Source organism: Paraburkholderia suaedae (genome assembly GCF_040812055.1).
Classification (GTDB): domain Bacteria; phylum Pseudomonadota; class Gammaproteobacteria; order Burkholderiales; family Burkholderiaceae; genus Paraburkholderia.
The window spans coordinates 53,305-67,360 of sequence record NZ_JBFOAH010000023.1 but is presented as its reverse complement, the minus strand read 5'-3'; the positions used below and the strand labels follow the sequence as shown (position 1 = coordinate 67,360).

The 14,056-nt window shown below is 59.8% G+C and carries 14 protein-coding genes; 9 read left to right on the top strand and 5 right to left on the bottom strand.

Translation table 11 applies throughout. The features are described 5' to 3' along the window. Positions 1–218 precede the first annotated feature (218 nt). Together ABQJ48_RS26795 and ABQJ48_RS26790 are read right to left on the bottom strand one after the other, a co-directional pair. Positions 219–1,403, bottom strand: coding sequence for a tyrosine-type recombinase/integrase (locus ABQJ48_RS26795; RefSeq protein WP_367840983.1), 1,185 nt, complete (start codon positions 1,401–1,403; stop codon positions 219–221). Continuing rightward, entirely contained in the window at positions 1,400–2,092 is a 693-nt protein-coding gene (locus ABQJ48_RS26790) for a hypothetical protein (RefSeq protein ID WP_367840982.1), read from the bottom strand. Before ABQJ48_RS26790 ends, ABQJ48_RS26795 begins: the two co-directional genes overlap by 4 nt. Here ABQJ48_RS26790 and ABQJ48_RS26785 point away from each other — a divergent pair. From ABQJ48_RS26785 to ABQJ48_RS26745, 9 genes are all read left to right on the top strand, one after another. After that, positions 2,091–3,032: a hypothetical protein gene (locus ABQJ48_RS26785; RefSeq protein WP_367840981.1), complete on the top strand. Its 942-nt coding sequence runs from the start codon at positions 2,091–2,093 to the stop codon at positions 3,030–3,032. The genes ABQJ48_RS26790 and ABQJ48_RS26785 overlap by 2 nt on opposite strands. After that, positions 2,951–3,388 carry a TIR domain-containing protein gene (locus tag ABQJ48_RS26780; protein WP_367840980.1) on the top strand — a complete coding sequence of 146 codons (438 nt, stop codon included), beginning with the start codon at positions 2,951–2,953 and terminating at the stop codon, positions 3,386–3,388. Before ABQJ48_RS26785 ends, ABQJ48_RS26780 begins: the two co-directional genes overlap by 82 nt. 121 nt (positions 3,389–3,509) lie before the next feature. Beyond that, positions 3,510–4,241: a hypothetical protein gene (locus ABQJ48_RS26775; protein ID WP_367840979.1), complete on the top strand. Its 732-nt coding sequence runs from the start codon at positions 3,510–3,512 to the stop codon at positions 4,239–4,241. 6 nt (positions 4,242–4,247) lie between these two features. After that, on the top strand, positions 4,248–5,102 hold the full coding sequence (locus ABQJ48_RS26770; protein WP_367840977.1) for a hypothetical protein: 855 nt from the start codon (positions 4,248–4,250) through the stop codon (positions 5,100–5,102). A 732-nt stretch (positions 5,103–5,834) separates the two neighbouring features. Continuing rightward, complete coding sequence (locus tag ABQJ48_RS26765; RefSeq protein ID WP_367840976.1) at positions 5,835–6,767, top strand: hypothetical protein; 933 nt, start codon at positions 5,835–5,837, stop codon at positions 6,765–6,767. Between the two features lie 18 nt (positions 6,768–6,785). After that, complete coding sequence (locus ABQJ48_RS26760; protein ID WP_367840975.1) at positions 6,786–7,649, top strand: hypothetical protein; 864 nt, start codon at positions 6,786–6,788, stop codon at positions 7,647–7,649. A gap of 125 nt (positions 7,650–7,774) precedes the next feature. Beyond that, positions 7,775–8,224 (top strand): hypothetical protein, encoded by a 450-nt coding sequence (locus tag ABQJ48_RS26755; protein WP_367840974.1) that lies wholly within the window; start codon positions 7,775–7,777, stop codon positions 8,222–8,224. A gap of 191 nt (positions 8,225–8,415) precedes the next feature. Then, positions 8,416–9,378 (top strand): DUF2971 domain-containing protein, encoded by a 963-nt coding sequence (locus tag ABQJ48_RS26750; RefSeq protein ID WP_367840973.1) that lies wholly within the window; start codon positions 8,416–8,418, stop codon positions 9,376–9,378. Between the two features lie 221 nt (positions 9,379–9,599). After that, positions 9,600–10,526, top strand: a complete 927-nt coding sequence (locus ABQJ48_RS26745) for a hypothetical protein (RefSeq protein WP_367840972.1) — start codon at positions 9,600–9,602, stop codon at positions 10,524–10,526. A gap of 12 nt (positions 10,527–10,538) precedes the next feature. Here ABQJ48_RS26745 and ABQJ48_RS26740 read toward each other — a convergent pair whose 3' ends face one another. The 3 genes from ABQJ48_RS26740 to ABQJ48_RS26730 are packed head-to-tail and all read right to left on the bottom strand — an operon-like array spanning position 10,539 to position 13,983. Next, the gene (locus ABQJ48_RS26740; protein WP_367840971.1) at positions 10,539–12,311 is read right to left on the bottom strand and encodes an AAA family ATPase; all 1,773 of its coding nucleotides are present in this window, start codon (positions 12,309–12,311) and stop codon (positions 10,539–10,541) included. 2 nt (positions 12,312–12,313) lie between these two features. Then, complete coding sequence (locus ABQJ48_RS26735; RefSeq protein ID WP_367840970.1) at positions 12,314–12,793, bottom strand: hypothetical protein; 480 nt, start codon at positions 12,791–12,793, stop codon at positions 12,314–12,316. Next, positions 12,790–13,983: a dsDNA nuclease domain-containing protein gene (locus tag ABQJ48_RS26730; RefSeq protein ID WP_367840969.1), complete on the bottom strand. Its 1,194-nt coding sequence runs from the start codon at positions 13,981–13,983 to the stop codon at positions 12,790–12,792. The genes ABQJ48_RS26735 and ABQJ48_RS26730 overlap by 4 nt, the downstream gene beginning before the upstream one ends. Positions 13,984–14,056: the final 73 nt, after the last annotated feature.

Here is a 14,056-nt window from a genome sequence, read left to right as displayed (position 1 = left end):
TGCATTGTGATTGCCAGACAGGCCCGGCAGGGCGGCGGAACAGCGACTATCATGGAGAGGTGGTCCATGCTCACGGCACGTGACCACCCACGGAGCAGCGGCGGGGCTGGCGGACCAACTGGTCGCCCGTCGCTCCTCCGCCGCGCATCACGAAGCGGACCGCGCGATCACTATAGGCGGGCCGTTTTTTTGTACACGCGCAGTGCCGCTAACTCCTGTTAGCGGCGTTGGCAGGCGAGAGTGGTCGCCAGTGCGCGTTTCAGCGGCTCGTCGTCGACGTACTGGTTGAAGGTCCGCGCGTCCGCGTGTCCCATGTTGTCGAGCGCCGCGCGGGCGTCGAGTCCGTTTTTCATCCCTTCGGCCAGGCCCTTGGCGTAGCTGTGCCGCAGCCAGTGGGTCGACGCCTGTTCGAGGCGGGCGGCGTCCGTTGCCCGGCCCGACGCGCGGGCGTAGTCAGCGGTTTCGCGACAGAGACCAGTCACGAGGTCCCAGACCGCAGTGCGGCTACGCACACCTTTCCACTGCCCCCACTTCGTGCGCCGCACCGAAAGCACGAGTGGCAGGGTTTCGTCCGGCGCCGGCACCGGCGGCAGGCCGAAGGCGAGCCGGTACGCCTGTAGCGATAGCGCGATCGCGTCGCACGGCACCCAGCGTGCCTTGCCGCCCTTGCCACGCTCGATGCGCAGTAGCCACTGGAAGGGCGGGGCACCCGGAAACTCGCGCTGCAACGCTTCCGGTACCGGCTCGATGCGCACATGGCCCATCGCGCAATGAACCGCCTCGCTGGTGCGCACGCCCGTGTGCTCGAACAGGTCAACCAGAAACAGGTCTCGCGCGCGGGCGAGCCGCGCCTCGGTGGAAGGCTCGTGACGCGCGCGGATTGCCTCGCGCAGCAGCGCGCAGTCGTCGACTGACAGGAAGCGTGACTGCTTTTCCGGATCGCGGCGGCCCACGGTGGGCAGGCCGGATGCCGGGTTCAACTGCAGATACCCCACGTCGCGCAGCCAGTCGAACAGGCTCGTGACGATTTTCTGGGTCTGGCCGGCCGAGCGGTCGGTCAGCGGCCCCAGGAACGGCCGCCAGTCGGGCGAACCGCGCCGCACCCCGCGGGCCCGGACCGCCCATGGCGCGGGCGCCTGCAGGAATCCGACGTAGGCGGAAAACTCATCCAGCGTCCAGCCCGAGATCGGCACGCCCACGTGCCGCGCATACCAGAACAGCCGCTCCGCCTCGATCCGGTACTGCGCGAGGGTGGTCGCTGCCAGGCGCCCCCGGCCGGTCGCCTTCGCGGTCAGCCAGCGGCCGACGATCGCCTCGTCGGTGAGCCCGGGCGGCAGGATCGGGCTCGCAAGCCGGTTCGAGGGCAGGGCACCCGCTGGCAGGATGACGGAAGGTGTTGTCATAGCGGAAAAAAGTACGCCACCTTGTACAGGCTCGTCAGCGCGGCCAGTGCGGCCGTCGTGTACGGCAGCCCGATGTCCACGCCGGCGCGGGAGGCGGTCGCGGCCCGCAACGCGCCCACTGCGCTGACCCATATGCGGTCGGCGCGCGGCAACGTGTACGCCGGCTGGTTGCCACCGTACCGGCCATACGCGCCACCCGGCCAGATCGCGTGGAATTGGACGCCGACCCGTCCCTGCCACCACGGCTGCCCGGCGGTCGGATCGGCGGTGCCGATCTGCAGGTCATCCACCTCGCTGGCCCGGCCATCCCGTGCCATGTGCTTCTCGATGTCACCGTCGAGGAATTCGACGGAGTCATCGAAGAGACTGACAGGCACACCTTGCAGAAAATACCGTCGGACCGCCGATTCGATCCGGTGGATGATCGCCACGCGGCGCAGTTCGCGGAACTGCTCGGCCACGTAGGCACGCTCCTTCCGGGTTTCGTCCGAATGGTGATACCGCATCACGACGTAAAGCAGCGTCAACGTCAGCGCCAGCCACACCTTGAACGGGCTGACATTCCCGACCTGGGCGAAGCCGAGCAGCGTGCCGGTTGGACTGAACGACAGGTGGAACAACGCGATCGCGAGGATCGCGGCCGCGAGAACGATCACGTTACGGCGCAGCTTGTCGGGGGTGTCGTCCATGCGGGGCTTTTTTCGTGACTTTCTGGAGACGGGGCAGGATGAAGCATATCCTGAACTGTTGGACATTATGGCGGTAATGTCCAGTAGTGGAAAGGTGGATCATAAAAACGCTGGTAAAAATGATCCTGGCAATGCGAGAATCGCTCGGGGTCCGGCGCACGCACCGCGACGGCCGTCCACTTTCGAGGAGCGCAACGCGATGCAGCCCAACGAGTACTACAGCCTCATCGTCTCCAGCGAGGGCGGGCACTGGAATCAAGCGGAGGGCAGCACGCCGAAGGGCCGTTTCCATTTCTGCAGCGTCGAGCCGGTCATCGGGCGTTTCTCGCCGCTGAATGACACGGTCGAACTGAGCCTGAAGCAGTTCCCCGCGATCTTCGCGTGCGAGACCCGCAGCGATCCACCGACACCGGCGTATGTCGGCCGCATCACCAAGGTGGAGCATCGCACCGACACCTATTATCTGCACTTCGAGCGGGACTACAGCGTTGATCCGATTTCGCAAGAAAAACTGCTCGCGATGGCCGAGGCACTCGACATCCATAAGCCGCATCGCGGCCTCGGTGATCTGGACAGCACGCACTGGTCGGTCAAACAGGTGGACCTCTACCATGTCCTCGTTCGCAACGGTTTAGTACGGCCGCCGGCTCAACCGACCGCAGCGCTCAGTGAGGTTGCGACGGGCATCGGCCATCCGCTTGCCGTCCAGCAGGAGAGAGGATCGTCCGACTGCCGGCGGGCGCCGTGTCGACCGCGGCGGGTGCTGCCGCGCTGCTCCAGCAGACCGCCCCGGCGGGTGCGCCGGGACCCGCGTCCGCCTGGCCCAGCGCTCCGGCGGTTGCCGCCCATCGGCCTCGCGTGTTCATCGTTCACGGCCACAACCGCGAGGCGAAATTCGAAGTGCGGGCGCTGCTGGGGCGACTTGGACCGGAAGGCGTGATCCTCGACGAACAGTCCGGCCGCGGTGAGACCATCATCGAAAAGTTCGAACGTGAAGCCGCTGACGTCGCGTTCGCTGTGGTGCTGCTCACGCCCGACGACCAGGGCGGAGTGGCCACCGCTACGCTGGACGCGCTCAAGCCGCGGGCCCGCCAGAACGTGATTCTCGAGCTTGGCTATTTCGCCGCGAAGCTGGGGCGCGGCCGCGTCTGTGCCCTTCGCCAGGGTGCCGTCGAAATCCCGTCCGACTACAACGGCGTGCAGTATCTCGACTACGACGCGGCCGGCGCGTGGAAGACCGCGATTGCCCGGGAACTGCGCGATGCCGGCCTGCGCGTCGACATGAACCGTCTCTGAGGCCCATCCATGGCGATCCGGTTTGCCTTCGTCGTGCGGTTGCTCCCGCTGGACACGGCCACCGGGAAGGAGATGCCGCGGTGAGGGTCCTGATCAACAGACTGGATGAGGGGAAAGAGGCATGACGGACTGGCTGGATTTTGCGGTGGTGATGCTGTCATCCGCAGGCGTGAGCGTCGCACTCACGGCCGCGCTGGTGTGGCTGCTGCGCAGCTGGATTGGCGAGCGCGTGCGCGGCGCGATCCAGGCCGAGTATGCGGAAAAGCTCGAGACCCTGAAGGTCCAGCTGCAGGCCGAGGCAGCCCTGAAGCTGGAAACCTATCGGGCGACCCTGAAAGGGCAGGGCGACGCCGAGCTCGAGAAGCTGCGCGCGTCGCTGGCGATCGCCGCGGCCGCGCGCAATGCCCAGTATGGTGGACTGGTCGAGCGCCGCTTCGAGGCGATTGCTGCGGTGCACGGGCTGCTGCTGCGTTTTCACCAGGCCGTGCATCAGCTGGTCCAGCCTAACCTGTTTGTAAGCGGGCCGACCAACGAGGAAAGCTCCGAGGCCGTGTACCAGACGAGCATCGCATTCGAGAGCGCCTACCCTGACAAAAAGATTTTCCTGCCGAAATCACTGAGCGACCAGATTGACCACATTCGTCAGTCACTGGTAAGTAACGCGAATCTTTACCAGATGATGGTTGTTCCCAAGCAGGACTACGAGCGCCACCTTGAGGTCTATGTGAAGGTCAGCAACGAGTTGCCAAAGACGATCGCCGCTCTTGAGGCCGAGCTCCGCGCGCTGATGGGCGATGAACCGACCTCCGCACCGCCAGTCACGGGTGCGCCCCCTGTGCTTGCACCGGAGTAATCCGCCGTGGCCCGTCCGAAAATCGAATGGACCGATACCCAGCTGCGCGCCATCATGAGTGCGCTGGCTACACTCAACCGCGATTTCCCGCTCGACAACGACCGGTTTCTTGACGCGCTGATCGATGAGGTCCGCATGCTCACCGGCCGCCTGTACGGCGCCACGACCTACTCCAGGCTGCTGCGCGATGTGGCACCGCAGATCGGCGTCAGCCGGAACCCCAGTTCGCGGACCCTCCAGAAGGCGATCGGTCGCGCACAGTCGCTGGCGCCGACCCCCGCAGCCGGGAACGCCGAAGCAGGGCCGGTCGTCGACGTGCTCGCGTGGCGCCGGGCGCTCGAGCCGGTGGTCCGGGACGCGCTGGCGCCGCTGCATGCGCTGCTCGCGCAGCAGCAGGGTAGGCAGTCCGCCCCGCGCCTGGATGACGATGGGGCAGGCGCGACGGGTGACGCCGCCGCGCAACGGCTGCGCCTGCAGCTCGCCGAAGCATCGCTGGCCGATGCGCACGCGCGCGTGAGCCGGCTTGAAGAAGAAAACGGTCATCTGCGGCGCGAAGCCGCGCAGGCCGAGGCCCGTGCGACGGTGTCCGAGACCCGTATCGCCGGGTTGCTGGAGGAACTGCACCGCACGATCGCCGCGTCGGCCGGCGGGGCAGGGGCGCTTGCGAAGGTGGCCGGGCAGCTGGCCGGCACCGAGCGGTTCCTGAAATCGCAGAACGACGCGGTCCGCCTGCAGGCCTCCGCGGAAGCGGACGCGTTACGCCGTCAGGTTACTCAGCTGCGCGAGCGCGTCGATCACCTGCTGCTCGACAACGATCAGTACCGTCGCACGCTATCGAGCCGGCAACCGGGCAATCGCTGAGGGCACGGAATACAGTGCGCGCTGGGGTATGGGTATCAGGCCGCATTTTTCCTGCCTCTCCCAGATATCTCAAATCGCCGCTCGTGAAAACTCCAGTTATCAGATGTATGCATTTTATGCCGCGATGGAAAGCGGCGAGTTTCTCGCCGGCGAAAACCGCGTCTGGCGAGGGCAGAAGAGGGTGGGCAAGGCGGGGGCGGATGCCAGAAACGCAAAGGGCCGGCTGGCGGCTCTTTGGAACTGGGGAAACAGAAAATGCAGTGGGACACCGCCCAGCCCCCACTTTTGACCCTGTAGTAATCGGCCGTCAAAGAAAACGCGACGGACTTTTCGGAGGTAAGATCGCCCCATGGGTTGCCGCAGTTTCCGGTCAACGAAAAGCCGCTGCAAAATGCGGCCCGGAAAAACCGACGTCAAAACTGCGCGCTGAAAATGCGTGCCCAAAACGCCACCCATGCGAAGACGCGTCTTGACAACGTGTTCTTCGGAGGTAGAATGCACACACCTTCCTGATTCAGGAAGTATTTCGAGATTAGCCGGATCAATGCATCCAGGGACCATCTCGGAAGCTTAAGCAGCGCCGATGTGCTAGTTGGGTGCCGAGTTCTGCCAGCTAGACGACGTGGCTTCAAGTCAGGGAACTCAGAAGCAAGTGATGATTTCTATCCGGAAATACCCGCTACACTCCGTAGCGGGTTATTTCATTTTGCCTCTGACCCTGTTGAGAAAACCATGCATGACGTGCGCGACGCTTCATCTCAGTTCCTCACACAACTTCTCTCCGTCGACTCCCCTGAACTTGGGGCGCGCCTCAAACAGCGCCTCAAGGCGGCGTTTGTCTCCAATGGACTTGGCGTCTTCGACGAGAAATCCCTTGGCTTCCAGAAATTCACAGACTACCTCCTGCGCGTCCATAGTGATCTTGTAAGCGTTGAGCGACGAGAAGGACTTGGCGACGTCTTGGTTTTTCTGCGGACTACCCCGGTAGCTCGCGCATTGTATGCGCCGACACTGAAGCAACCGAAAGCCCCGGCCGCGCCCGTCATCCGCAGCGAGGTGTGGCAAGCATTCGCCAATCCTGATCCTGAGCGAAAGCGCTTCTTCAACACGGAAACCGATAAGGTCGTCCACTACCTGGAGGGAAAGAACAGCACCGAACGCGCGCAGGTTGAAGCGTCGCCAGGATCCTTCGTGGAAATTTCGCCGATCTCCAAGGATCTCCAGGCGCGGTGGATGAGAGAATTCCTCGACAGCGCCTCGCTGCCGTCGAGCGAGAAGGATGCGTTGGGACCACTCATCTCGGAGCCGTATTCCAGTACGGTGAACGCGACCTTCTCCCGAGCACTGGGCGCCCATAGTGTCGCGTGGCGCAAATACCGGACCGCGCAAGTTACTTCCACGATTGAGAAGTGGGCGGCCGATGCGGGCGTTGCGCTCACCAAACTGCATGTCGCGCCGACCGAAGTCACATCGGGCGCGATGCAGGGCGCCGGGGCAGTTGGGTCGCACGCCGCTGCCACCCTGACGTCCGCGCCTGCCACCTCGGAACCGATGCCTCCTCGCCAGCAGGTCCTCAAGCTGCTCGAACTGCTGACGGATGACGATATTTCCCGTCTGGTGCTTCCCACGCTGCTCAGCACGATCATGATCAAGTCCCGCCTGTAAGACACGTGGGATGAGACCATGAGCGTGGTGTTTGTCATCGGCCTATTCAAGTCGCTTCAACGAAAGTTTGATGCTGACTGCGTGCGCCACGGATTGCGCAACAGGACCGTGCTTGCGGATATCGGAAGCAAGGGTACGTTGACGCTCCTGCCGATCGAAAGGGATGCCATTCACGCGCTGCGGGCTTACCTTGACAGCCTCGATCAGTACGCGGATGCGCATGTCCTTGTCTTTCCATATGCGCCGATTCCAGCGGATCTCGAGGACGAACTCGACGCGCTTTCGGAAATGGGAGGGATGGTCATCCGTGGTAACAACGGTCATGATGGCTGGCCGGCCCTTGCCACAAAAAAACGGCCCGACACCGGTGTCATCAATGCCGCGTACAGACGCCTGTGGCTCGGAATGCCGTCAGTCGCGCCGGCACCAGAGCCTATGCCGTCGGAATATTTCCTCCAGGTGTCCGATGCCAATCCACGGATCCTTTTCGCTCCGGATGTCCTAACTACCTGCGATCTGGTCGCCGCGCACCGTCGGGAGTTCCTGAGGCGCGCGATTGATGCGCTCGTCGATTTCGTGGCGGACGGATCGGGCGGGCGTATCGATGCCTTCTTTCGCGAAAAAGGCCTTGACCATGCCCAGACCGGCGGCATCAGTGCAACCCTGGAAGTGCAATGGGGAGCCAAAACTATCCACAAGGGAACCACCAACACGCATTTGAAGCAGGGCGATAGGACCACTCCAGAAGGCGCGGCGAGGCTTTACTACCAGGTGTTTTCGCACAGCGAGCGTACGTATGTCGCGGTTTTGTATGCAGGTCCACATCCGGACCACGACGTACGGTGGACTTGTCAGTTTCCGGAGTCGTCGGGAAGCGGTTGACCCGATATCTGACGTCGTTGCTAACTGCGTTGCCCGCGATCTTTGGCAGAATCCTGAATTGGAACCGATGGTTCAACAACAGAAATGCGAACGAAATTCAAATTGGAGGATAGTAATCCTCACCTTTGCAAGGACTGCATCAAGGACTTTGTGCTGCGGTCGCTGATAACGATCTGGTACGCGCATACCTGCTCCACCGAACGCAGTTCGTCGGGGTAACTCTGGAAGAGACAACGTCCGCACTCGAGAGTGCAGCAGAACAGGCATCAGACCTAGCGATTCTCGCGCTATTTGCCACCTTCGGGCGGTGGGTCATCGAACATCTGCAAAACGCAAAGGGCCTGATTTCCGCCGGCTATCCCGCGAGCTACTCGGCGAAGCTTGCAAGTAAATTCGAAGACGCCGTCGAATGGTGGAAAATTGAGGAAATCCTCGGGTTGTTCGAAGTCGAGGTGGATGCGCGATTGATCATGCGGGCGAAGCAGATCAAGAAGTATCGGGACAGGATCGCACACCGGAACCCGAGGAAACCAACGCCCCCGAAAGCGACGCCGGGGTATCCTTCGAAGTTTTAACTGACATAATCGAACAGATCCAGTCGGCCCATACATCTCCCGCAGAAGCCGACGCTGACCCGGCGGAGCCTAACTAGCCTAACGCGCAAGCTGGAGCAGGTCGCCAAAATTATCGCGCCGTACTGAGACCGCCGAAGTCTGGATCTACGATCCGGGATCGCATCGCTCAAGTCGGCATCCGGAGATACTTTATGATCGACACGGTCCCCGCTGTCCTGTACAAATATCGTCACTTTGACGAGCGGACGATTGAGCTTTTGTGCGCCGACACCGTCTACTATGCCGACCCCAGCACCTTCAACGATCCGCTGGATACGAAGCCTTGCGTTGAAGCTGACTGCGACGTTCCGACCATGGAACGTACCGTTTATGAATTAGTCCGTCGTCGCGTTGAAGGTGAGATGAAAACTGGCGCGCGCACCGTGAAGTATCGCGGCCCGAAGACCATGGCTCATATTGAGAAGCATAGCCATGCCGCCGCGCAGCAGATGATCGACCGGCTGAAATATGACGCCACGGACCCGGAATATAGCGACGATCCTCCAGGCCCTCTCGCGTTCGTACTCGCTTACGCTATCGAACGCGAACTGCTGAAGCAATATAACAAGGGCATTTTGTCGCTGGCGACGCGATACGATTGTCCGTTGATGTGGAGCCACTACGGAGCTCAGCATCGAGGAATTTGTATCGGATACAGCGTGCCGCCCGAAGCTCGACCACAGCTCCATGAAGTCCAATATGGCGGGAACCGGAATGTGCGCGCGAGCGAGGTCGCCAAGATGGTCCTCGACCATGATGAAAAGGCCCGAGTTTCGGTCGATGAAGCCGTGCTGTTGCGAAAAGCGCCCGACTGGCAGTATGAGAAGGAGTGGCGCCTGCTGGGTTCTCGGGGAGCCATCGATTCGCCACTCGAGATGGTCGAGATTGTGTTTGGCACCAGGTGTACCAGGACCGTCATGCACGCGGTCGTGAGCGCGTTGAACGGCCTGGCTAGGCCCGTACAGTTCTATGAGATGAATGAAGTTCGAGGAACGTTTGAGCTGCGGCGTAGCAATCTGGATGTGGGTGAACTCTCGGTGGCCTATCCGCGGCGCTCTCTCTCGATCTTCGAAGAGTTCGACATGCTCCCGGAAGGCGACCAACCCCACGACTAAGCGACGCAGATCGCGAGCATGATCGGGCAGCTCGAATTGACTCAAAACGGCGCACATCAATTGGCGGCAACTGTCCGGCGCCCGGACCCACCGCGATACAGATCGTGCCGAAAGACTCATCCAACGGTTGACGACAAATCTCCGCGTAGACTGCTGGAATATGGCGATCGGGGGCCGATAAAATGACACGAGACGAGCTATACGACCAGGCGCTGGGGCTAATGGAGAACTACGTCCATCATATTGCCGACCAGCTGGACCCGCCAGAGCTGACGACAATAGCCAAGATTTCGCATGGATACCGTTACGCTGAGAAAGGCGCGATTCAAGCGATGCTACAAAAGATGGCTCGCCTGGTAAGCGCGCTAAGAGCTGCACGTGTACTCCTCGCGCAGGGCTTCATTGCCGAACAGGCCGCCGTATGTCGCATTGTTGACGAGGCCAGCGAAGACATCAATCTTCTCGCGCTAGGTCTAATGTACGAGGAGACCGAACTGCACAAGAAGTTCATCGAAGCCTTCTATCTCGAAGAGTTTGAGGACGGAGAGCGACCGACGCAAACGGCGGTCAAGCGACCCAACATTCCCAGAGACAGGATCCACGCTTATCTGACACAAAACCCCGCGGCGGGCCCGGACCCGAGCACCGGAAAAGCCTCGATGAAGGTCCTTCATAAAGCGTACTCCGGCTATGTGCATGGTGCATCTCCGCACATCATGGAGACGTATGGCGGACAGCCCGCACACTTCCACATGAACGGCATGCTTGATACCCCTCTGTGGCATTCCCACGTTAAGGGGTTCTGGAATTACATGCTCCGGGGATTGATGTCGTTCGTAATGGTGGCAAAGGCGTCGGGCGACGAAGTGAACCGCCCCGGGAGCGGTTCAAAGAGTTCTTCACGTCGATTCGCCAGTATTGCCGAGATTTCGAAGCAAGCGCGCCGAAAAATAGTTGACGACCCGCTTCCGCTTGACGTCACGATGCGGTGCCCCTGTTTTGCGCACTCTTCGCCGCAGAGCGTCCGCGAACGATTGAGAAGGATTTCAACATGGAGGCGCGTGCGCCTGAAGGCCCGCCGTCGACCCACAGCGGACGGTCAACGCAGACCCTTGAAGACTGCTAAGCAATGGTTGCTGCCGGTCTGACTGCTCGACAGCTTAGTTGCCGAGAAAATCGGCATTTGTTCCGAGATACATCGGGTGGTCCTGTCCCTTGTACATCGGTAGCCAGCGCTTATCTTGCGGTCCGGTCGGATGGTCGTACTCCGTCGACGAAAGGATGAGCTGGGCATCCTTTGCCGCGCAAAGGTTCTCAAGCTGGGTCAGGTACTTGGCTAGATCCTCGGTATGGAGCTCCTGCTGTTTCGGGGTATCCAGAATGAGGAACCTGAACGGTCGGGAAGGCTCGGAGACGTATGCCTCGAATAGCGCGGCGTGGATAGCCAACACCAAGCGGATCTTCGTGCTACCCGAGAAGAGGTCCAACGACTCGCCATTGAACTTGAACCGGAGTTCCAAGTCAACTTCAACATTTCTAGACACGTTCTTCGTGTCCAGAATGTCCATCCACTTGACGGCTAGCTCACGGAGCTGGTGACGCAGCTTATTGAACTCAATGTCGGCACGTCCGCTGTTAGAGAGGCTGTCGATGCGGTCCTGAATGCGCAATCGCTCCGTTTCGAATTTGAAAAGCTTTGAGCGCTCTTCTTTGAGCGCTCCAACTCGGCCGATCTCGGACTGAACCTCCACCAGCTGTTTCGTCAGCGCCTGCACTGCGGTCACCAGTTGGTCGACGCCTGTAGATGCCGGCGAGTCCAGTTTTTCAACCAGCACATGGCGCTCCGCGCGCAGGTCCTTCAGAACCTCTTCGAGTTGTTCGATTCGCATCTCCGCCCGCAACGCATTTCGGTCAAGGTCTTTGAGTTGATCGCGAAGGTATAGCAGATTCTTGCCATACGACTCAGTGCTGCCGATGAAGAGGCCGCAGTTTGGGGCATTACAAATCTCACCAAACGAAGAGAACACGCGACGGGCCTCCTCGTTGAGACCGAGTGTCTTGACCTCGCCTTCAATCTCGGTTCGAATGGCGTCAATTCCTGAAACGCGACTTTGAAGGTCAGAAAGTTCGATTTGCTTTGACCTAATCTGCTGCTCCTTTTGCCGAAGGATTTCGGTTAGGGTAGAACTTGCCGTGCCCTTGGCATCGACCGAGTCGCGCAGGGCGGCAATTTGACCGGTCAGGTCCATTGCACGGCGCTCAAGCACCTCCTGGTTGGCAAGGCTATCGTCGACACCTCGAGATTGGTATTCAAATACGCGCTGCGCGGCAACGATCTTTCGGGTCTGCGCCTCCAGCGCCGCCCTTTCTTCAATGAGATTTCTTTTGACGTCGAACGAATGCTTGGGATTCAGGCCAAATACGAAGCGGACCATCTCGACGAACTGGTCCACAATAAACGGGTTGGCTGATTTGTAGGCTGCGGTATAGCCATCACCCTGATTCAGGTAGAAAACAGGCAGGACGGTTGATATGTAGGGTTGTGCAGCCTCCCCTTTGTTCGATACGAGTCGAGGAGGCTCCAAACCAAGGGCTTCAAAGAGCGCTAGCGAGAACGAGCCTTCATCGAAGTGCTCGGACTCCTCGCCTCGATAAGTCAAGGTCGCGTGGAAGTCACGATTGTTGGTTCCGAGAATCCGGTGAACGACGAACGGCTCACCTCCGTTCTCAGCCTCCAGAGTTACCGCCGCGCATTTGCTGAACATTTCATCGCGGAATCGCGGCGGGAATCCAAGGCTAGCAGCTAGCGATTGAATGATCGGTGTCTTGCCGCTGCCGTTCCTTGCAAAGATGAGCGTAGTCCGCCGTCCAAATTCGAGCAGCGGACTTTCCCAGCCGTTCTGTCCGAGCGGCTCAACTTTGAGTGACCTCAATCTCAATTGACTTCCCCCCTGACTCGAGCCTCGTCTCTTATGTACTGGTAGCTGAGTTCAATAGTTTCCATGGACATGGCCAACGGGCTCTCGCCAGCAATGGCGCTTTGGTAGACTTTCTTGCCAAGCTCAGTGGCAGAAATCCGCCGCGTGCGTTTGTCGACGCTGATCTGTCTCGTAGCTTCCAAGAAGGTCAGCGCTTTAATGGTCCGGATGCGCAAATTCCCAGACCAGCCGATGTCTTGCGATGACCCCTTAAAGCCGGGCACAGTACGTTCCAGGCATTCGCCGACCAGTTGGCCAATTTCCGGCAACAGGGGTTTTGCTGCCCCCTTGGTTATTGCCAGAATAGTCATCGCTAAAAGGGGCAACTGAAACAATGCCTCGTTGCTTAACGAATGCGCAGGCACCGACAACTCGGCCGGAAGGTCCAGTCGGAGATTGAGCCTTTTCGCTTCATCAAAGAATTCGACGGTATTCATCGCGTGGCCCTTCGAACAATTGATGCACAAAAACCACCGAGCAAAAGGTCGATGCTTAGCGGCGGAAACTTCCCGGCTAAATCTGATTTGAGCATTTCATCGATCGTTACTCGAAGATCCCCAAGTACGCTGCCGCTCAAAATCCATGCCTTACATCTGGCGTCGATGTCGCTGAGCAGCAGTTCAAGGTCGAACTCAGCAAACGTGTGACGGGCTGTGCGAAGCCAGACATCCCAAGAAACCTTCGCACGAGATGCAATTTCAATCATGCTGTCCGGCGCGCCAGCGTCCTTCAGTTGGCGTTGCAATATGGAAGCCGCCTTGATTGCTCCCGGGTCGCCTCCGCTGAGCAAGTTCCTGTAAACCGCAGTGGAGATGCTCAGCACCTCCAGTAGGTCATCAATCCCAACGCCCGTAACGATGTCGATCTTGTCTTTGGTAAGGCCGCTGATTGGTGCACAGGATTTCGACTCAACCAGCGAAACGAGACTGTTTGCTATCTCGTCGACCTCGTGCTTATGCAGGTCAATCTCACTGTGCTTCCAAATCGCGTTTCGCGCCGCGTCAGCAAACGGTTCGAGGGTTTCACCTAGATGGGAAACCTGCACGAGAGACAGCTTCGACGTTGCAGCCTTTAACTTGTCTTCGGACAGAGGTACGCCAGGCGAGAAAATTTCGCCGAACTTTTCGATGAATTGCGTGATGTACGCGCGATTCGACGCTCCGACCTTAAGGTGATCTTGAACCTCGAAAACGTCATCTTGAAAGTGGACGTTGCTAAGAACGGTCACCTCTCGGCACTCCTCGCCAAACTCAATCGTATGCACGAAAAGCTTGCCTGCGATGCTGTCGCGGATCGCCGTCAGCTTTTCCTCGGTGTCGAGCTTTCCTTTCTTCTTCAGCGAAAAAATCTCGTCAACTTTCCACTGCTGATTGGCTCGGCCTTTAGTCTTGACCTGGAAGAAGTGATATTCGACGGAACCGCCCACGTTGTGCCGCACGACAAAATCATCGTGATAATCGCAATAAACGCGGTCCACATCCCTACCGCTAAGAATCTCCAGAGCTGCGAATGCCGCAGCTTGAAATTGCATTCGAAAACGGTTGGTGGTCTCTCGGCCGACGGTCTCCCGCGGCGTCTTGTCATGGATTATGTTCAAGGCTTCTTCTCTGGTCTGCCTGCCTGCCATGGGGGCTACTTTTAACAGATTCGCGTATGTAGCACCATCCCATTTTCCGTGCCGTCGGGCCGGAAGGAAGGAC